The following is an 18,825-nucleotide window of genomic DNA, read 5'->3' as shown; positions in this document are numbered from 1 at the left end:
AGCGTCCCGTTCGTTGCGAGGGGGACGCGACGCAGGGGAGGGCCCGTCAGTCGAATCCGCCGCCACCGGAGGGCAGGGGCATCTTGATGACGCGGTCGTCGTTGGGTCCGGGCTGACCGGCGGTCTTGTTGACGGTGCTCACCCAGATGAGCCCGTCGGGACCGAGTGCAGCGCCGCCGAGTTGGCCGTACCGGTCCTGGACGATGACACCCGGTGCGGTAGTGACGGCGCCCGTGCCGGGGTCGGCGGCGAGCGCCGACATGGCCTTCGCGGTGCTCAGTGACACCGCCACGACGTCACCGGCGGCGACGCAGCCGCCGACGCCCGGCCGCTCCGGCCACGTCCACACCGGAGACGACACCGCTCCGTCCGCGCTGACCCGCACCAGCCGATCCTCCAGCGGGGTGCGGTCGGTGACCCACACGGCCACACCCGGGTCGACGCAGACCCCGCCAGCGGTCCCGATGCCCGACAGCACCACCTGCGGCCGGGGCTGTGCCGGCGTCGGTGCGGGCGACAGCGCGGTGACCTTCAGCAGTTTCCCGGCCAGGGACGCCGGATCGGCGGCCGCCGCCACGTTGTTCGCGTTCCCGGTCAGGACCATCAGTTCGTCGCCCGAGAATTCGAGCGACCCCGCATTGCCCGTGTCGCCGCGCGGGATCCCGCCGAGAACCTCCTTGGCGGAGTCGCCCGGTGCGATCCGTACCACCCGGTTGTCGGTCGGGGTGGTGACGTAGGCGTAGATGAGGTTGTCCTCGACGAAACTCGGGGACAACGCGATGTCGAGGAGGCCGCCGTCCGTGCTGCCGTCGACGTCGACGTGCGCGATCTCCTTGGGGGTCTGCCCCTGGGCGACCTGCAGGATGCGGCCGGTCCGGCGCTCCGCGACCAGAGCGGTCGCCCCGTCGGGGAGGACGACGAGTCCGCCGGTGGTGTCGAGGCAGGTCGCGATGACACTGGGATCCGGATCCTGGCACGGTCCCAGCGGGCCGCTCGGCGGTGGTGTGGTCGTGGTGGACGGCGGCGGGTTCTCGGGTTCCACTTCCGCGCCCGACGCACCCGTCGGCTCGGGTGTGAAGGGGGAGGACGCGGAGTCGTCGAATTTCGCGCACCCGGCGGCGAGGACCGCCGTCACGCAGAGTGCGGACATCGCCATCTTGCGGGACACCGTGCGGCGCCGCCCACCCACCATCATGATGGAGACGTTACGGAAGAGTGCGAGGTCGCCGCCACGCCGGTTCCGCCTACCAGCGATGTCCGGCGGATCGACCTAGGCTTGACGGTGTGACTGACATGCGGAAAGACCCCAGCGAGTCGTCGGACGACGGTGCCGCGCAGCAAGGCGCCTCACCCGGCTACGGCAGGGTCTCGAGCCCTTACGACCTTCCCACCGAGAGGTTTCCGTCGGCCACGCCGACATCCGGTTCCGCGGGACAGGGTCTCCCGCACACCGACGACGAACTCGATCACGGCGATGCGCGCGGCGCCGGTCTGCCCACCGAACAGATCCCCGCGTACCGGCAGTCGGCGTCCGACATGCCGGACCAGCCGACGCAGGTGATCGGCGCGACCTCCGGTGCGTCCCTCGGATCCACGGCGGGTGATCCGTCGACCGACCGGCTCGGCGAGGGGGACGTGAAGATCGGCCGCGGCACCCTGGACCTCGGCCTGCTGGCACTGCGACTCGCGGTCGGCGGCACGGCGCTGGTGCACGGTCTGCAGAAGCTGACCGGACTGTGGAACGGTCCGGGCCTCGACGGTTTCGAGGAGGTGCTCGTGAACGCGGGCTTCCAGCAGGCGAAACTGCTCGCGATGCTCGGTGCCATCGGTGAGGTCGCGGGCGGTGCGCTGCTGATCCTCGGCCTCGTCACGCCGCTTGCCGCCGCCTCGGTGCTGGCCGTGATGATCAACGCGTGGGCGTTCCGGCAGATCGCGGAACCGGGACTGGAGTACTTCGCGCCCTCCGGCACCGAGTACGAGACACTCCTGGGTGTGTGCGCGGGGGTGATCATTCTCACCGGGCCGGGCCGGATCTCACTCGACGGCCGCCGCGGCTGGGCCACGCGGCCGTTCATCGGGTCGTTCGCGGCACTGATCCTGGGCGTCGCCGCCGGTGTGTGCATCTGGATCTTCCTCAACGGCGCCAACCCGCTCATCTGATCGTCTCCCTGAACCACGACTGCGCCGCACCCCCGATCGGGAGTGCGGCGCAGTCGTTTCTGCCGGATCAGTGCCGGCCGAGAGTCAGCGCTGGACGAGTTCCGGGATGTTCTCCTCCTCGGGCGGGGTGGCCTGGGCCTGTGCGGCGAGCTTCTGTCCGAGGACGGACTTGCGGCGGCCGTAGGCGAGGTAGACGACGACGCCGAGGGCCATCCAGACGAGGAATCGGATCCAGGTCTCGACGGACAGGTTCAGCATGAGCCATCCGCAGGCCAGGACGGCGAGGATGGGGACGAGCGGGACCAGCGGAACGCGGAATCCGCGCGGCAGGTCGGGGCGGGTGCGGCGCAGGATGACGACGCCGATGCAGACGAGGACGAACGCGAAGAGGGTGCCGATGTTCACCATCTCCTCGAGTGTGCCCATCGGGAAGAAGGCGGCGAGGAGTGCCACCACGGCGCCGACGAACAGGGTGATGCGGACCGGGGTGCCCTTCTTGCCGGTCTTGGCGAGACCGCGGGGGACGAGTCCGTCGCGGGACATGGCGAACAGGACGCGGGTCTGGCCGAGCATCATCACCATCACCACGGTGGTCAGGCCTGCGAGTCCGCCGAAGTTGATGGCGGTCTGCGCCCAGGTGATGCCGTGTGCCTCGAAGGCGGTCGCCAGGGTGGCGCTGCTGTCGCCGACGAGCGGGCTGCCGGTCTTGAGGTCGGTGTACTTCACCATGCCGGTGAGCACGAGGGTGACCGCGACGTAGAGCACGGTGACGATGGCGAGCGAGCCGAGAATGCCGCGGGGGAGCGCCTTCTGCGGGTCCTTGGTCTCCTCGGCGGTGGTGGCGACGACGTCGAATCCGATGAAGGCGAAGAACACGAGGCTCGCGGCGGCGAGGAGGCCGTACCAGCCGTAGCTGCTGCCGTCCGCTCCGGAGAGGAAGGAGAACAGGGTCTGGTGGATACCGTGTGCGGCGCTCTCGTTGCCCTCGGCCGGCGGGATGTACGGGGCGTAGTTCTCCTTCTTGATGTAGAAGACGCCGACGGTGATGACGAGGAGGACGACGGCGATCTTGATGGCCGTGATCACGGCGGACACGCGTGAGGACACCTTGGTCCCGATCGCGAGCACGAGGGTGATGCCGCCGACGATGATCAGCGAGCCCCAGTCGAAGTCGATGGGCCCGAGGTGGGCGGTGGTGGATCCGCTGAATCCGAGGACGTTGCCCAGGTACAGCGACCATCCCTTGGAGACGACGGCCGCCGCGAGGGCGAATTCGAGGATGAGGTCCCAGCCGATGATCCAGGCGACGAACTCGCCGAAGGTGGCGTAGGAGAACGTGTACGCGCTGCCCGCGACGGGCACGGTGGAGGCGAACTCGGCGTAGCAGAGGGCGGCCAGGCCGCACGCGATGGCGGCGAGGACGAAGGCGAGCGAAATGGACGGCCCGGCAACGTTGCCTGCGGTCCGGGCGGTGAGCGTGAAGATACCGGCGCCGATCACGACGGCGACACCGAAGACGGTGAGGTCCTTCGCGGTGAGTTCCCTCCGCAGCCGGGTGTCGGGTTCGTCGGTGTCCGCTATCGATTGCTCAACGGATTTCGTTCGCCATATGCCGACTCCTGGCATGTGTCGCTCCTAGGTTGTGTTCCCGATGGCCTCGTGGGCCGGAGATGTTCCGGTAGTGCTGCCGATTGTGATGTAGGTCTCAACGGCCAACTGAGGGAACCACTACTGAGCGCCGTGTGCAAGAAGCGTGGGCTCAACTGATCAAATCGATCAGTAGAACCTGTTCACGGGTGTCGCCGCTTGAGCGAGTTGATCACCCGTGAGCGCCGTCACACCCGAGGCGGATTTCGCGGTCGCACCGACGACGGAAGCCGGGTGCCGCGGCAGGAAACCTGCTGCGGCACCCGGCTTCGTGAGTGCCCGGTGCTGTCGGTGCGTGCGGTCAGGGAACCTGGCGGACCGCGCCCTTGTCGGCGGACGTCGCCAGTGCGGCGTACGCGCGCAGGGCCGTGGTGACGGTCCGTTCGCGGTTCACCGGCTGCCACGGACGCTCGGACGACTCCATCTTCGCGCGACGCTCGGCGAGCACCGCGTCGTCGACGAGGAGTTTCAGGGTACGGGTCGCGATGTCGATGAGGATCTGGTCGCCGTCCTCCACGAGGCCGATGGCGCCGCCGCTGGCGGCTTCCGGGGAGATGTGGCCGATGGACAGCCCCGAGGACCCGCCGGAGAAGCGGCCGTCGGTGATCAGCGCGCACTTCTTGCCGAGGCCGGAGCCCTTGAGAAATGCGGTGGGGTGCAGCATCTCCTGCATGCCCGGGCCGCCCGCGGGACCCTCGTAGCGCACGACGAGGACCTCACCGGGCTGGATCTTCTTGCCGAGGATCACCGACACCGCCTCCTCCTGGGATTCCACGACACGCGCGGGTCCCTGGAAGTGGAACAGGTCTTCGTCGATGCCCGCCGTCTTGATGACCGCGCCGTCGACGGCGATGTTGCCGCGCAGCACGGCCAGGCCGCCCTCGACCGTGTGCTTGTGCTCGAAATCGCGGATGCAGCCGTTCGCGGCGTCCGTGTCGAGCGACGACCAGCGGTTGTTCGTCGAGAACGGCTCGGTGGTGCGGACGCCGCCGGGAGCGGCGTGGAACAGTTCGACGGCCTCGTCGGATGCCTTGCCGGACCGGATGTCCCACGTGTCGAGCCACTCGTCGAAGCTCTTCGTGTGCACGGTCGACACGTCGCTCTCGAGCAGTCCCGCCCGGCGGAGTTCGCCGAGGATCGCGGGGATTCCGCCCGCCCGGTGCACGTCCTCCATGTGGTAGTCCGAGTTGGGCGAGACCTTCGACAGGCACGGAACCTTGCGGCTGATCTCGTCGATCTTGTCGAGGTCGAAGTCGTAGACCTCACCCTCCTGCGCGGCCGCGAGGGTGTGCAGCACCGTGTTGGTGGAACCTCCCATCGCGACGTCCAGCGCCATCGCGTTGCGGAACGCGGCAGGCGTCGCGATGTTGCGGGGGAGGACGGAGTCGTCCTCGTCCCGGTAGTACCGCAGGGCGGACTCGACGACGGTGGTGCCCGCGCGGGTGAACAGTGCGCGCCGGGCTTCGTGGGTGGCGAGCGTCGAACCGTTGCCCGGCAACGCCAGACCGAGCGCCTCGGTGAGGCAGTTCATCGAGTTGGCGGTGAACATGCCCGAGCACGAGCCGCACGTCGGGCAGGCGCTGCGCTCGACCTCGGACAGCCCCTCCTCGTCGACCTCGTCGTTGGCGCTCGCCGAGATCGCCGTGATGAGGTCGGTCGGTGCCTGGGCGACACCGTTCACCACGACCGCCTTGCCCGCCTCCATCGGCCCGCCCGAGACGAACACGGTGGGAACGTTCAAACGCAGTGCGGCATTGAGCATTCCGGGGGTGATCTTGTCGCAGTTGGAGATGCACACGAGTGCGTCGGCGGTGTGCGCGTTGACCATGTATTCGACGGAGTCGGCGATGATCTCCCGGCTGGGAAGGGAATACAGCATGCCGCCGTGTCCCATCGCGATGCCGTCGTCGACGGCGATCGTGTGGAATTCGCGAGGTACACCACCGGCGGCGCGGACGGCGTCGGCGACGATGTCGCCGACGTTCTTGAGGTGGACGTGCCCGGGAACGAACTGCGTGTACGAGTTGGCGATCGCGACGATCGGCTTCCCGAAGTCGGAGTCGGTCATTCCGGTGGCGCGCCACAGTGCGCGGGCGCCTGCGGCATTTCGTCCTGCGGTGGTGGTTCGGGACCTCAGCGGGGGCATGAGCGTATTCCTTAGTCAGCGTACGGAAGTACTGACAAACGCTACTCGCGCACTATTCCCCGTCTGTGTCCGGCCGGTTCTTCGCCGGCTGCTCGCCGTTCGATTCGGCGTCGGCATACTGGGCCGCTTCCTCCGCCGCGGCCGCTGCCGCGTAGGGGTCGGTGATGCGGCCGCCGCTTGCCTCGGCGATGTCGGGGAGCCGGTCGAACGTGACGACGGGAAGGGTGACCTCGCCGCCGTCGGCCAGTGTCGCCCGGGCCCAGCCGCGCTTGGGGAAGCGGAATCCGGCGATCTCGGACCATGAGAGGGACCGTCCGCCGAACAGCCGGCGCACCTCGAGTCCGTCGGGCGTGACCGTGGTGCGCACCCGCGCGACCCAGGCCACCGCGATGATCGGGGCGATCACGAGCCAGCCGAAGGCGGCGGGCCAGCCGAAGACGGGGAACGAGACGGCGAACAGGAGGAAGGCGCATCCCAGATAGGCGAGGGGAGAAATCCGGATGACCTGCTTGGGCGGGTTCGTCGTGTGGGATGATGATTCTGGTGGCACGGGCTGCTGCGGAGTTGACACCTCTACATCTTCGCACCGCAGCCGACGTATCTCATATTCTGGGACGGCCGACTCACCAAGTTGACTGTTCACCATTAGCGCGCCTACCGTCGAGCGCGTGAAACAGAATGAGTTGCTCGTAATCGGCCGGCGCGTCGTCGCCTGAGTCGATTTCTTCAACTCGCCAGATAACGACGCGCCACCCTCGTACAGCATCAGCTGACGGGGGTTTTTTGTTGCCCGGAGCCAGAATCAGAGGATTTCCCAGTGAGCGCACCAACCGCACGGCCTCAACCCACGCCGCGCAAGTCGGGGGCAGCAAGCCCGACGACCGCGGCCGCCGCGACGCAGACCGGTAGCCGCCGCCAACTCGCCCCCGAGCGGGTCAGCGGCGCCCAGTCCGTGGTCCGAGCCCTCGAGGAGCTCGAGGTCGACACGGTATTCGGCATTCCGGGTGGTGCCGTTCTGCCTGTCTACGACCCGCTCTTCGACTCGAAGAAGGTCCGGCACGTGCTCGTCCGTCACGAGCAGGGTGCAGGTCACGCCGCCACCGGGTACGCCCAGGCGACCGGCAAGGTCGGCGTCTGCATGGCGACGTCCGGTCCCGGTGCGACGAACCTGGTGACGCCGCTCGCCGACGCGCAGATGGACTCCGTTCCGGTCGTGGCCATCACCGGTCAGGTCGGCCGCGGGCTCATCGGCACGGATGCGTTCCAGGAAGCCGACATCTCCGGCATCACGATGCCCATCACGAAGCACAACTTCCTCATCACCGACGGCGTCGACATCCCCCGGATCATCGCGGAGGCCTTCTACCTCGCCTCCAGCGGTCGTCCCGGCGCGGTGCTCGTCGACATCCCGAAGGACGTCCTCCAGGCGCAGACCACGTTCTCGTGGCCGCCGGAGATGCGGCTGCCCGGATACCGTCCCGTCACGAAGCCGCACGGCAAGCAGGTCCGCGAGGCCGCTCGCCTGATCGCCGACGCGAAGCACCCGGTGCTGTACGTCGGTGGCGGCGTGGTCAAGGCCGAGGCGTCTCCGGAACTGCTCGAACTGGCCGAGCTCACCGGCATTCCGGTGGTCACCACCCTCATGGCGCGCGGCGCGTTCCCGGACAGCCACACGCTGAACTGCGGCATGCCCGGTATGCACGGCACGGTCGCGGCGGTGGCGGCACTGCAGCGCAGCGACCTGATGATCACGCTCGGCGCGCGCTTCGACGACCGCGTCACCGGTCAGCTCGATTCGTTCGCCCCCGACGCCAAGGTCATCCACGCCGACATCGATCCGGCGGAGATCGGCAAGAACCGGTACGCGGACGTCCCGATCGTGGGCGACTGCAAAGAGGTCATCGTCGAGCTGATCGAGGCGATCAAGGCGGACCTGGCCACCGGAACCACACTGGACCTCACCGAGTGGTGGGCGTACCTCGACGGGATCCGCCGCACGTACCCGCTCAGCTACGACCGTCCCTCCGACGGCGCGCTGTCCCCGGAATACGTGATCCAGTCGGTCGGCAAGCTCGCCGGTCCCGACGCGATCTACTGCGCCGGTGTCGGCCAGCACCAGATGTGGGCCGCGCAGTTCGTCAACTACGAGAAGCCGCGCACCTGGCTGAACTCCGGCGGTCTCGGCACGATGGGTTACGCCGTGCCCGCCGCGATGGGCGCCAAGATGGGCATGCCCGACACCGAGGTGTGGGCCATCGACGGTGACGGCTGCTTCCAGATGACCAATCAGGAACTCGCCACCTGTGCGCTCGAGGGCATCCCGATCAAGGTTGCGCTCATCAACAACGGCAACCTCGGCATGGTGCGCCAGTGGCAGACGCTGTTCTACGACGAGCGTTACTCCAACACGAACCTCGGCACGCACGGCGCAGTCCGCATCCCCGACTTCGTGAAGCTCGCGGAGGCGTTGGGCTGCCACGGCATTCGCGTCGAGCGCGAAGAGGACGTCGAGGCGGCGATCCGTGAGGCGCAGGCCATCAACGACAAGCCGGTGGTGATCGACTTCATCGTCGGCGCCGACGCCCAGGTGTGGCCGATGGTCGCGGCGGGCACGAGCAACGACGAGATCATGGCGGCGCGGGGCATCCGTCCGCTGTTCGACGACGACGAGGCGGCCGCCGAGCCGGCCGTCATTCACGAGGCCATGGAGCGCGAGCAGCGTTCGGGCACGGCCGCAACGGCCGGGGAGGAAGATCAGTGAGCACCAGCCACACCCTCAGTGTTCTCGTCGAGGACAAGCCGGGCGTGCTGGCCAGGGTGGCCGCGCTGTTCTCCCGTCGTGGGTTCAACATCGAGTCGCTCGCCGTCGGTGGCACCGAGCTTCCCGAGATCTCCCGCATGACCATCGTCGTGACCGTCGACGAGTTCCCGCTCGAGCAGGTGACCAAGCAGCTCAACAAGCTCATCAACGTCATCAAGATCGTCGAGCAGGACGGTGAGGCCTCCGTCGCCCGCGAGCTGGTTCTCATCAAGGTGCGAGCCGACGCCAGCGTGCGCACGCAGGTGATCGAGACGGTGAATCTGTTCCGCGCCAAGGTGATCGACGTCTCCCCGGAGTCGGTCACGATCGAGGCGACTGGAACACGATCCAAGCTGGATGCGCTGCTGCGGATGCTCGATCCGTACGGCATCCGGGAGATCGTGCAGTCCGGGGTCGTGGCCGTGGGACGGGGGCCTAAGTCCATCACGGCCACTCGCTAGTACTTTAGATACGCAAATCCAAGAAAGAGGTTGAACTGTGGCAGTCGAGATGTTCTACGACGACGATGCCGATCTGTCGATCATCCAGGGCCGTAAGGTCGCTGTGATCGGTTACGGAAGCCAGGGCCACGCGCACTCGCTGAGCCTGCGCGACTCGGGCGTCGATGTGCGTATCGGCCTCAAGGAAGGCTCGAAGTCCCGCGCGAAGGCCGAGGAGCAGGGCCTGACCGTCGGTACCCCCGCCGAGGTCTCCGAGTGGGCCGACGTGATCATGGTGCTCGCACCCGACACCGCGCAGGCGTCGATCTTCAAGGCGGACATCGAGCCGAACCTGAAGGACGGCGACGCGCTGTTCTTCGGACACGGCCTCAACATCCACTTCAAGCTGATCGAGGCTCCGGCCAACGTCACGGTCGGCATGGTCGCCCCCAAGGGCCCGGGCCACCTGGTGCGTCGTCAGTTCGTCGACGGCAAGGGTGTCCCCGCGCTCATCGCGATCGACCAGGACCCGAAGGGTGAGGGCCAGGCTCTCGCGCTGTCCTACGCCAAGGCCATCGGTGGCGCCCGCGCCGGCGTCATCAAGACCACGTTCAAGGAAGAGACCGAGACGGACCTCTTCGGCGAGCAGGCCGTGCTGTGCGGTGGCACCGAGGAACTGGTCAAGACCGGTTTCGAGGTCATGGTCGAGGCCGGCTACGCGCCCGAGATGGCGTACTTCGAGGTCCTGCACGAGCTCAAGCTCATCGTCGACCTCATGTACGAGGGTGGCATCGCCCGCATGAACTACTCGGTGTCCGACACCGCGGAGTTCGGTGGCTACCTGTCCGGCCCGCGCGTCATCGACGCCGGCACCAAGGAGCGCATGAAGGCGATCCTCGCCGACATCCAGTCGGGTGAGTTCACCCGCCGTCTCGTCGCCAACGTCGAGAACGGCAACACCGAGCTCGAGGGTCTGCGCAAGGCCAACGCCGAGCACCCCATCGAGGTCACCGGCAAGAAGCTGCGCGACCTGATGAGCTGGGTCGACCGGCCGATCACCGAAACCGCCTAGGTTTCACCGCTTTACAGCTCCACCGCAACACCGGCCCGATGTCGCGTCGGCCTCGTCGGAGGTCTCCGCAGCGACATCGGGCCGGTGTTGTTTCGTGCCCGTTTCCGTTGTTGCAGGCGTCCACTATGTGGTATCGCAGACCAGGATGCGGTTTCCCTGTGAGGGCGGACTAAGCTGTGTGTGGTTAAAACACCCCCACGCCCACCTATTCAGGGAGTTTGCACGTGAGCCAGCCAGGCCGTCCTGTAGTTCTGATCGCCGACAAGCTCGCGCCGTCCACCGTCGAGGCATTGGGCGACGGTGTGGAGGTGCGATGGGTCGACGGACCTGATCGCCCGGCCCTGCTCGCGGCGGTGCCCGAGGCCGACGCGATCCTCGTCCGTTCCGCCACCACCGTCGACGCCGAGGTCCTGGCGGCCGGTACCAAGCTCAAGATCGTCGCCCGCGCCGGCGTCGGCCTCGACAACGTCGACGTTCCCGCCGCCACCGAGCGCGGTGTCATGGTCGTCAACGCCCCGACGTCCAACATTCACACGGCCGCCGAGCACGCCGTCGCGCTGATGCTCGCCACCGCCCGCCAGATCCCCGCCGCGGACGCCACCCTGCGCGACCGCGAGTGGAAGCGCAGCAAGTTCAACGGCGTCGAGATCTTCGGCAAGACCGTCGGCGTCGTCGGCCTCGGCCGCATCGGGCAGCTGTTCGCGCAGCGCCTCGCCGCGTTCGAGACCCACGTCATCGCGTACGACCCCTACGTGTCGGCCGCGCGCGCCGCGCAGCTCGGCATCGAACTCGTCACCCTCGACGAACTGCTGAAGCGCGCCGACCTCATCTCCGTGCACCTCCCCAAGACCCCCGAGACCAAGGGGCTGCTCGGCACGGAGAACCTGGCGAAGACCAAGAAGGGCGTCGTCATCGTCAACGCCGCCCGCGGCGGCCTGATCGACGAGGCCGCGCTGGCCGAGGCCATCAAGTCGGGTCACGTGCGCGCCGCGGGCCTCGACGTGTTCGAGACCGAGCCGTGCACCGACAGCCCGTTGTTCGACCTGCCCGAGGTCGTCGTGACGCCGCACCTCGGCGCGTCGACGAGCGAGGCCCAGGACCGCGCGGGCACGGACGTCGCGAAGTCCGTACTGCTGGCTCTCGCAGGCGATTTCGTCCCGGATGCCGTCAACGTGTCCGGTGGCGCCGTGGGCGAGGAAGTTGCCCCGTGGCTCGAAATCGTCCGCAAGCAGGGTGTGCTTCTCGGCGCACTGTCGGGCGAACTGCCCGTCAGCCTGTCCGTCGACGTGCGCGGCGAGCTCGCATCCGAGGACGTCGAGGTGCTCGCGCTCTCGGCCCTGCGCGGCGTGTTCTCCGCCGTCATCGAGGACGCGGTCACGTTCGTCAACGCCCCCGCCCTCGCGGAGGAGCGCGGTGTCACGGCAGAGGTCACCAAGGCGGCCGAAAGCCCCAATCACCGCAGCGTCGTGGACCTGCGCGCCGTGTTCGGCGACGGCAGCGTCCTCAACGTCTCGGGCACGCTGACCGGCCCGCAGCAGGTCGAGAAGATCGTCAACATCAACGGCCGCAACTTCGAACTGCGCGCCGAGGGTCTCAACCTGCTGGTCAACTACACCGATCAGCCCGGCGCACTGGGCAAGATCGGCACGCAGCTCGGCAATGCCGGCATCGACATCCAGGCCGCGCAGCTCAGCCAGGACGCCGAGGGCGAGGGTGCGACCATCCTCCTCCGCGTCGACCAGGAGGTGCCGAGCGAGGTGCGGGACGCGATCTCCACCGCCGTCGGCGCCACCAAGATCGAGCTCGTCAACCTGGCCTAATCCCCACTGTGCGCGTGCCACGACCCTGTCGTGGCACGCGCACAGCTCTATGTGAAGTGAGGCGTTCATGAAGCTTGCGGTCATTCCGGGTGACGGCATCGGTGTCGAGGTCACGGCCGAGGCGCTGAAGGTGCTGCGGAAACTCGTCCCCGATCTCGAGACCACCGAGTACGACCTCGGTGCCCGTCGATACAACGCCACGGGGGAGTTGCTCCCGGACGCCGATCTCGCGGCGATCCGCGAGCACGACGCGATCCTGCTGGGCGCCATCGGCGACCCGTCGGTCACGCCGGGCGTGCTCGAGCGTGGTCTGCTGCTGAACATGCGGTTCGCGTTGGATCATCACGTGAATCTGCGTCCGTCGCAGCTGTATCCGGGATCGAAGTCGCCACTCGCGGCGCAGCCGGACATCGATTTCGTGGTGGTGCGCGAGGGCACCGAGGGCCCGTACACCGGTAACGGTGGCGCGATCCGTGTCGGCACTCCGCACGAGATCGCGACCGAGGTGTCGATCAACACGTGGTTCGGCGCCGAGCGGGTGGTGCGGTACGCGTTCGCCCTCGCACAGACCCGGCGCAAGCACGTCACCCTGATCCACAAGACGAATGTCCTCTCCAACGCCGGTGCGATCTGGACGCGTGCGGTGGAGACGGTGTCGGCCGAGTATCCGGACGTGGAGACGGCGTACTGCCACATCGACGCGGCCACCATCTACATGGTCACCGACCCGTCGCGCTTCGACGTGATCGTCACGGACAACCTGTTCGGCGACATCATCACGGACCTCGCGGGTGCGGTCACGGGCGGTATCGGCCTGGCGGCGTCGGGGAACATCGACGCCTCGGGGACGAACCCGTCGATGTTCGAACCGGTGCACGGCAGCGCCCCGGACATCGCGGGCCAGGGGATCGCGGATCCCACGGCGGCCATCCTGTCCGCGGCACTGCTGCTGCGTCACCTCGGCCGGGAGGGCGACGCGGCGCGCATCGAAGCCGCGGTCGAGGCCGATCTGGCGTCCCGGGGTGACTCGAAGGTCGTCACGTCGGAGGTCGGCGACCGGATCGCCGCGGCCCTCTAGGTCCGGGCTTCGGCCCTGTCTCCCTCGATCCCCGTGGACCGGTCTTCGGACCGGGCCACGGGGATCAGTGGTATCGAGGCGGCCGGGAATCCCGCGGCTATCGCGAAAGTCACCGGGAATCCGACGATTCCGATCAGTGCGCCGAACACCGGGGGAACGATCGAGGCCGCGACGAACTGTCCGGTGTTCTGGACTCCGAGGGCGCGCCCACCCCAGAACGGGCCCGCGATCTCGGCGACGGCGGTGAAGGCGAGCCCGTTCGGTGCCACCGTCGCGACGGACGCCGCGAGCAGCGCCACGATCGCGAGAGGCGAATCCATCGCGTCCGTCACGGCGAGCGCCGCCATCGACAGTCCGCCGCCGGCCGCGACCCAGCGGAGCGGACGCATGCGGCTGCCCACCACGTCGGACCAGAAACCGACGCCCATCCGGCCGAACGCGCCGAGGATCTGGGCGAGGGTCACGATCAGGCCCGCCGCCGTTGCTTCCCAGTGCCTTTCGGAGATCAGCCACACGAGTGCGTACGTCCACACCGTGTACTGCGGCACGACGAGCAGCACGGAGACGGCGTGGATGCGCCACAGTGTGCCGCTGCTGCGGTACGGATTCGTGAGCATGCCGAGATCCGCCGCGTCGCTGCGACTCGGCCGGGGCGGATCGACCACCCAGAGTGCGCAGGCCAGCGCGGCGGCGGCGCACAGGGCGGCGGGCAGCGCGAGCGCCCATCCGATGCCGTGGTCGTGGGCGACCGAGGGGAGCGTCAGCGCAGCGCAGGCGATGCCGAGCGGCAGTGACATCTGCCGGATGCCCATGGCCAGGCCGCGGCGCTCGGGAGGGAACCATCCGACGACGACGCGTCCGCTCGCGGCATTCGCCGAGGCCGCCGCCGTGCCGCCGAGCAGCAGGAAGACCGCGGTGGCCGTGAGCGATCCGGCGAGGGCCGCGCCCACGCCCGCAGCCGCGGTGGTCGCCATGCCTGCGGCCAGCACCCTGCGTTCGCCGTAGCGGTCGGCCAGTGCGCCCCACGCGATCAGCGTCACCATGACCCCGAGGGTGGGTGCGGCGACGACGAGTCCGGTGCGGGCGAGGCTGAGCCCGTGGTTCGCCTGGAGTTCGGGGATGAGGAAGGCGACGCCGTTGACGAAGACCGCCTGTGCGGCCTGGGCGAACATCCCGAGGGCGAGCATCCACCATCTGCGAGCAGTTCCGACGGCGGACGCGGTGTCGATCGATGCAGTCATGTCATCTCAATATCTAGGATTCGATTCTCATATAGTGGCGCTGGTTCGGAGTCTATACCCCGCGTCGTCCGGCGTCCCGGCACGGCGGTGAACCCGGGCCGATAGACTCGGCGCCATGCGTCTTGGTCGAGTGGCAAGTCCCGATGGTGTTGCGTTCGTCAGTATCGAAGGAGACGGGGAGTCCCGGATCGCGAAGGAGATCGCCGAGCATCCGTTCGGCAACCCGACTTTCACCGGCCGGAGCTGGCCGCTCGCCGATGTGCGACTGCTGGCCCCGATCCTCGCCAGCAAGGTCGTCGCCATCGGAAAGAACTACGCCGCCCACGCCGCCGAGATGGGGGGAGAGGCACCGGCCGATCCTGTGATCTTCCTCAAGCCCAACACCTCGATCGTGGGCCCCGACGCTGCGATCGTCCTGCCGAAGTCCTCCAACGAAGTTCACTACGAAGGGGAACTCGCGGTCGTCATCGGGCGCCCCTGCAAGGACGTGCCCGCGGCCAAGGCCCTCGACGTGGTGCTCGGCTACACGGCGGCCAACGACGTGTCGGCCCGTGACCATCAGCGCCACGACGGTCAGTGGACGAGGGCGAAGGGCCATGACACGTTCTGCCCGCTGGGGCCGTGGATCGAGACCCAGCTCGACGCGTCCGACGTCGACATCACCACCGAGGTCGACGGGGTGGTGAAGCAGCGGAGCAACACTTCGCTTCTGCTGCACGACATTCCGAAGATCATCGAATGGGTGTCGGCCGTGATGACGCTGCTCCCGGGCGACGTCATCCTCACGGGTACCCCGGAAGGAGTCGGTCCGATCGTCGACGGCCAGAGCGTCAGCGTGACCATCGGCGGCATCGGCACCCTCACCAACCCGGTGACCGCCAAGCGCTGACGGCTCTCGTGTCGACATCGGGAGCGGACTAGCCTGTAGGAGTCCGTTTTCCCAGCGTCGACCCAAGTGAGCCATGACCACAAGCGAAGTTCGCGTCCGTTTCTGCCCGTCGCCCACCGGAACCCCGCACGTGGGGCTCGTCCGAACCGCCCTGTTCAACTGGGCGTTCGCCCGACACAACGGCGGGTCGTTCGTGTTCCGCATCGAGGACACCGATGCTGCCCGTGACAGTGAGGAGTCGTACCAGGCGATCCTGGACGCGCTGCGCTGGCTCGGACTGAACTGGGACGAGGGCCCGGAGGTCGGGGGACCGTACGAGCCGTACCGCCAGTCCCAGCGACGTGACCTGCACCTGGACGTCGTCGCGAAACTGCTCGCAGCGGGCGAGGCGTACGAGTCGTTCTCGACGCCCGAGGAGGTCGAGGAGCGGCACAAGGCCGCCGGCCGCGACCCCAAGCTCGGCTACGACAACTTCGATCGTGACCTGACGCCGGAGCAGCGGCAGGCGTTCCTCGACGAGGGCCGCAAGCCCGTGGTCCGGCTCCGGATGCCCGACCACGACCTGACGTGGGACGACCTCGTGCGCGGTGAGACGACGTTCAAGGCCGGCACCGTGCCCGACTTCGCGCTGACCCGCGGCAACGGGATTCCGCTGTACACGTTGGTCAACCCCGTCGACGACGCGTTGATGAAGATCACACACGTCCTGCGCGGCGAGGACCTGCTGTCGTCGACGCCGCGGCAGCTCGCCCTCTACGAGGCGATGCAGCGGATCGGCGTGGCCGATTTCACACCGAAGTTCGGGCACCTGCCGTTCGTCATGGGGCAGGGCAACAAGAAGCTGTCCAAGCGCGATCCCGAGTCGAACCTCTTCATCCATCGCGACCGCGGTTTCGTCCCCGAGGGATTGCTGAATTACCTGGCGCTGCTGGGCTGGGGTATTTCGGACGACCACGACGTGTTCTCGCTGGACGAGATGGTCGCGGCCTTCGATATCTCCAAGGTCAATTCCAATCCGGCCCGGTTCGATCAGAAAAAGGCCGACGCGATCAACGCCGAGCACATCCGGCTGCTCGAGCCCGCCGATTTCGCCGCGCGCCTGCGTGCGTTCCTCACGCTCCACGGCCACCTCGGGGAGACGGTGGACGAGGCCGTCTTCGCGACCGCCGCCGATCTGGTCCAGACGCGCATCGTGGTCCTGTCCGACGCGTGGGATCTGCTGAAGTTCCTGTTCGTCGAGGAGGCCGACTTCGCGATCGATCCGGCCGCCGCGGCGAAGAACCTGGGGGCCGACTCCGCGCCGGTTCTCGACGCCGCCCTCGCATCGCTGGACGCAGTCGGTGCGTGGGACGCAGCGTCGCTGGAGGAGGCCCTCAAGACCGCTCTCGTGGACGAACTGGGCCTCAAGCCACGTAAGGCGTTCGCTCCGGTGCGGGTGGCCGTCACGGGCTCGCACATCAGCCCGCCGCTGTACGAATCGATGGAACTGCTCGGTCGCGACGTGTCGCTGTCCCGGCTGCGTTCCGCGCGGGCCGGCATCGCCGGCTGACACCGCCGCCCTCGGGCCGAAAAGGGTGCAAAAACAGCCTCTGACCATACGATTTGGTAAATCCCGGCAGTAGGCTGGTAATCTCTTCTTCGGCCCGAGGCGGGCCGCAGAGCCCAGAAGCTCAGCGGTTCGAGAACGGCCATTGGGGTATGGTGTAATTGGCAACACAGCGGTTTCTGGTACCGCCATTCTAGGTTCGAGTCCTGGTACCCCAGCGGAAGTTCGGCCGATTTTGACTCCGAACTTCTGGAAGCTATGCTTGCTGAGCTTCCAAAGCAAGACAAAGTTCCTGGCCCCGTCGTCTAGCGGCCTAGGACGCCGCCCTCTCAAGGCGGTAGCGCGGGTTCGAATCCCGTCGGGGCTACAAAGAGAAACACCCTCCGAGTAATCGGAGGGTGTTTCTTCATATAAACGGACGGTCCGTCGTTTATCCGGTCTTGCGGCGGAATTCGCGTTTGTGATCGGCAGGCCCGTGGGCCTCGTGCACCTTGGAATGCGCGTCCTTGTGATCGGCGGACAGACCGGCCTGATGATTCTTCCGCTCGAGTGCTTCGCGGAATTTCTTTTTCGTGTCCTCGTTATCGGCGTCAGTCACGGTGAACTCCCTCGGGTAGTCGGTTCACTCTGTGAAGCTACGCCGAGGGCACCGAGAATTCTCCTGTTTTTCCGCCCTGCCCGGTGTCAGGAGCGACGGTCGGCCGTCTCCAGGTACGCCGCGGTGGTTCCGCCCACCGGCATCGCGGGAAGGCCGAGCTTGGCGTGGTCCCAGCTCCTGATGCGTTCGGGAACGATCCGCACGACCACCCGCTTGTGCAGCAGCAGATCGATGGCGGGATGCAGATCGTCGGTGTAGGGCCCGGTGTAGCGCTCCCACACGCTGACGCCGACGGCGAACATCGCATCGGGGTCCTCCACGATCTCCGCCCGGCCCTCGACCGAAATTCCACGCAGAGTGTCATACGTCTGGCCGTCCTCGATCAGGACGGTGACCCGGTCGTCGCGGCGCAGGTTGACCGCCTTCTGCGATTTGGACTTCGTCTCGAACCAGATCTCGCCGTCGATCACTGCGTACCACATGGCGACGAGATGGGCCCTGCCGTCCGCTGCCACCGTTGCCAGGGTGGCGATCCGGCTCCGGTCCACGAATTCGGCGATCTCCGAATCCGTCATCGTGATCTGCGATCGTTGGTTCTTCCCCATCGGCTTCTCCTGTCGCGGTGCGTGTCGGTCGTGAGAGGTCAGAGTCTCTTGTGCAGCGCCTCCGCGGCGGCGAGGAGGTCGGCCGCCCACCGGGCGCCGGGGCGCCTGCCCATCCTGTCGATGGGGCCGGACACCGAAATCGCCGCGATGACAGCGCCCGCGGAGTCCCGCACGGGTGCGGCGACACTGGCGACGCCGGGTTCACGCTCGGCGGCGCTCTGTGCCCAGCCGCGGCGGCGGACCTCGAGCAGGACGCGCTCGCCGAACGCCGCGTCGGGAAGAACCGTGCGCTGGGTCTGCGGGTCGGCCCAGGCGAGGAGGACCTTGGCGCCCGAGCCCGCGCTCATCGGGAGGCGTGCCCCGACGAGAACGGTGTCTCGGAGGCCGGTGGGTGGCTCCATCGCCGCCACACAGATGCGTTGCGTGCCTTCCCGGCGGTACAGCTGCACGCTCTCGCCGGTGATCTCGCGCAGACGCGGAAGGACGAGAGCCGCCGCCGAGACGAGCGGATCGTTAGCCGTTGCAGCCAGTTCGGCGAGGCCGGGACCGGGGCACCACAGCCCGTCGGAGTCACGCGTCAGGAGGCGGTGGACCTCGAGTCCGACGGCCAGCCGGTGGGCGGTGGCGCGGGGGAGTCCGGTGCGCGAGCACAGTTCGGTGAGGCTGCAGGGCTTCTCGGCCACGGCGTGGAGTACGCCCACCGCTTTGTCAAGGACCCCGATGCCGCTATGCTGTCTCATAGGTCGATACCACTTTCTCGCATACTGGGATCATAGCGCACCT

The 18,825-nt window shown here is 67.7% G+C and carries 16 protein-coding genes and 2 tRNA genes; 10 read left to right on the top strand and 8 right to left on the bottom strand.

Annotated features, from left to right (window positions below; genetic code table 11):
- Positions 1–46 precede the first annotated feature (46 nt).
- Entirely contained in the window at positions 47–1,195 is a 1,149-nt protein-coding gene (locus tag CJ179_RS04705; RefSeq protein WP_072937745.1) for a sorbosone dehydrogenase family protein, read from the bottom strand.
- Positions 1,196–1,293: 98 nt separating this feature from the next.
- Here CJ179_RS04705 and CJ179_RS04700 point away from each other — a divergent pair, with 98 nt between their 5' ends.
- Entirely contained in the window at positions 1,294–2,160 is an 867-nt protein-coding gene (locus CJ179_RS04700) for a DoxX family protein (protein WP_072937746.1), read from the top strand.
- 84 nt (positions 2,161–2,244) lie between these two features.
- Here CJ179_RS04700 and CJ179_RS04695 read toward each other — a convergent pair whose 3' ends face one another.
- The 3 genes from CJ179_RS04695 to CJ179_RS04685 all read right to left on the bottom strand — a co-directional run bounded on the left by CJ179_RS04695 (position 2,245) and on the right by CJ179_RS04685 (position 6,503).
- Positions 2,245–3,786, bottom strand: coding sequence for an amino acid permease (locus CJ179_RS04695; RefSeq protein WP_072937747.1), 1,542 nt, complete (start codon positions 3,784–3,786; stop codon positions 2,245–2,247).
- 322 nt (positions 3,787–4,108) lie between these two features.
- On the bottom strand, positions 4,109–5,953 hold the full coding sequence (gene ilvD / locus CJ179_RS04690) for a dihydroxy-acid dehydratase (RefSeq protein WP_072937748.1): 1,845 nt from the start codon (positions 5,951–5,953) through the stop codon (positions 4,109–4,111).
- 52 nt (positions 5,954–6,005) lie between these two features.
- Complete coding sequence (locus tag CJ179_RS04685; RefSeq protein WP_095860791.1) at positions 6,006–6,503, bottom strand: PH domain-containing protein; 498 nt, start codon at positions 6,501–6,503, stop codon at positions 6,006–6,008.
- A 267-nt stretch (positions 6,504–6,770) separates the two neighbouring features.
- On the opposite strand from CJ179_RS04685, the gene CJ179_RS04680 reads away from it, so the two are divergent.
- The 5 genes from CJ179_RS04680 to CJ179_RS04660 all read left to right on the top strand — a co-directional run bounded on the left by CJ179_RS04680 (position 6,771) and on the right by CJ179_RS04660 (position 13,163).
- Positions 6,771–8,714, top strand: a complete 1,944-nt coding sequence (locus CJ179_RS04680; protein ID WP_072937750.1) for an acetolactate synthase large subunit — start codon at positions 6,771–6,773, stop codon at positions 8,712–8,714.
- Complete coding sequence (gene ilvN / locus CJ179_RS04675) at positions 8,711–9,214, top strand: acetolactate synthase small subunit (RefSeq protein ID WP_005240383.1); 504 nt, start codon at positions 8,711–8,713, stop codon at positions 9,212–9,214. Before CJ179_RS04680 ends, ilvN begins: the two co-directional genes overlap by 4 nt.
- Before the next feature lie 49 nt (positions 9,215–9,263).
- On the top strand, positions 9,264–10,265 hold the full coding sequence (gene ilvC, locus CJ179_RS04670; RefSeq protein ID WP_174705454.1) for a ketol-acid reductoisomerase: 1,002 nt from the start codon (positions 9,264–9,266) through the stop codon (positions 10,263–10,265).
- Between the two features lie 224 nt (positions 10,266–10,489).
- Positions 10,490–12,085, top strand: a complete 1,596-nt coding sequence (serA, locus tag CJ179_RS04665) for a phosphoglycerate dehydrogenase (protein ID WP_072937752.1) — start codon at positions 10,490–10,492, stop codon at positions 12,083–12,085.
- A 67-nt stretch (positions 12,086–12,152) separates the two neighbouring features.
- On the top strand, positions 12,153–13,163 hold the full coding sequence (locus CJ179_RS04660; protein WP_095860790.1) for a 3-isopropylmalate dehydrogenase: 1,011 nt from the start codon (positions 12,153–12,155) through the stop codon (positions 13,161–13,163).
- On the opposite strand, the gene CJ179_RS04655 is transcribed toward CJ179_RS04660, so the two are convergent.
- The gene (locus CJ179_RS04655) at positions 13,160–14,404 is read right to left on the bottom strand and encodes an MFS transporter (RefSeq protein WP_095860789.1); all 1,245 of its coding nucleotides are present in this window, start codon (positions 14,402–14,404) and stop codon (positions 13,160–13,162) included. The two genes, CJ179_RS04660 and CJ179_RS04655, sit on opposite strands and share 4 nt — an antisense overlap.
- A gap of 115 nt (positions 14,405–14,519) precedes the next feature.
- Between CJ179_RS04655 and CJ179_RS04650 the strand changes: the two genes are divergently transcribed.
- The 4 genes from CJ179_RS04650 (at position 14,520) to CJ179_RS04635 (ending at position 17,206) form a co-directional block, all read left to right on the top strand.
- Positions 14,520–15,293, top strand: a complete 774-nt coding sequence (locus tag CJ179_RS04650; protein ID WP_072937755.1) for a fumarylacetoacetate hydrolase family protein — start codon at positions 14,520–14,522, stop codon at positions 15,291–15,293.
- A gap of 73 nt (positions 15,294–15,366) precedes the next feature.
- Complete coding sequence (gene gltX, locus CJ179_RS04645) at positions 15,367–16,842, top strand: glutamate--tRNA ligase (RefSeq protein ID WP_095860788.1); 1,476 nt, start codon at positions 15,367–15,369, stop codon at positions 16,840–16,842.
- 143 nt (positions 16,843–16,985) lie between these two features.
- Positions 16,986–17,057 (top strand) — tRNA-Gln (locus tag CJ179_RS04640).
- A 76-nt stretch (positions 17,058–17,133) separates the two neighbouring features.
- Positions 17,134–17,206: transfer RNA gene (locus CJ179_RS04635), tRNA-Glu, on the top strand.
- Between the two features lie 63 nt (positions 17,207–17,269).
- Here CJ179_RS04635 and CJ179_RS51280 read toward each other — a convergent pair.
- The 3 genes from CJ179_RS51280 to CJ179_RS04625 form a co-directional block, all read right to left on the bottom strand.
- Positions 17,270–17,437 (bottom strand): DUF5302 domain-containing protein, encoded by a 168-nt coding sequence (locus tag CJ179_RS51280; protein ID WP_015890240.1) that lies wholly within the window; start codon positions 17,435–17,437, stop codon positions 17,270–17,272.
- 86 nt (positions 17,438–17,523) lie between these two features.
- Positions 17,524–18,042, bottom strand: coding sequence for a pyridoxamine 5'-phosphate oxidase family protein (locus CJ179_RS04630; protein ID WP_095860787.1), 519 nt, complete (start codon positions 18,040–18,042; stop codon positions 17,524–17,526).
- 38 nt (positions 18,043–18,080) lie between these two features.
- Positions 18,081–18,782 carry an IclR family transcriptional regulator gene (locus CJ179_RS04625; protein WP_015890242.1) on the bottom strand — a complete coding sequence of 234 codons (702 nt, stop codon included), beginning with the start codon at positions 18,780–18,782 and terminating at the stop codon, positions 18,081–18,083.
- Positions 18,783–18,825: the final 43 nt, after the last annotated feature.

The organism is Rhodococcus sp. ACS1 (assembly GCF_002300155.1).
In the GTDB taxonomy this organism is placed as follows: Bacteria; Actinomycetota; Actinomycetes; order Mycobacteriales; family Mycobacteriaceae; genus Rhodococcus_F; species Rhodococcus_F koreensis.
This window is presented reverse-complemented; position numbering and strand designations above follow the sequence as displayed.

What these genes read in the sequence shown, in the direction of transcription:
- CJ179_RS04630 (WP_095860787.1), bottom strand. Translation starts at nt 18,042, where the DNA reads ATGGGGAAGAACCAACGATCGCAGATCACGATGACGGATTCGGAGATC.
- gltX (WP_095860788.1), top strand. Translation starts at nt 15,367, where the DNA reads ATGACCACAAGCGAAGTTCGCGTCCGTTTCTGCCCGTCGCCCACCGGA.
- ilvD (WP_072937748.1), bottom strand. Translation starts at nt 5,953, where the DNA reads ATGCCCCCGCTGAGGTCCCGAACCACCACCGCAGGACGAAATGCCGCA.
- CJ179_RS04655 (WP_095860789.1), bottom strand. Translation starts at nt 14,404, where the DNA reads ATGACTGCATCGATCGACACCGCGTCCGCCGTCGGAACTGCTCGCAGA.
- CJ179_RS04705 (WP_072937745.1), bottom strand. Translation starts at nt 1,195, where the DNA reads ATGATGGTGGGTGGGCGGCGCCGCACGGTGTCCCGCAAGATGGCGATG.
- CJ179_RS04695 (WP_072937747.1), bottom strand. Translation starts at nt 3,786, where the DNA reads ATGCCAGGAGTCGGCATATGGCGAACGAAATCCGTTGAGCAATCGATA.
- CJ179_RS04650 (WP_072937755.1), top strand. Translation starts at nt 14,520, where the DNA reads ATGCGTCTTGGTCGAGTGGCAAGTCCCGATGGTGTTGCGTTCGTCAGT.
- CJ179_RS04625 (WP_015890242.1), bottom strand. Translation starts at nt 18,782, where the DNA reads ATGAGACAGCATAGCGGCATCGGGGTCCTTGACAAAGCGGTGGGCGTA.
- ilvC (WP_174705454.1), top strand. Translation starts at nt 9,264, where the DNA reads ATGTTCTACGACGACGATGCCGATCTGTCGATCATCCAGGGCCGTAAG.
- CJ179_RS04700 (WP_072937746.1), top strand. Translation starts at nt 1,294, where the DNA reads ATGCGGAAAGACCCCAGCGAGTCGTCGGACGACGGTGCCGCGCAGCAA.
- CJ179_RS04660 (WP_095860790.1), top strand. Translation starts at nt 12,153, where the DNA reads ATGAAGCTTGCGGTCATTCCGGGTGACGGCATCGGTGTCGAGGTCACG.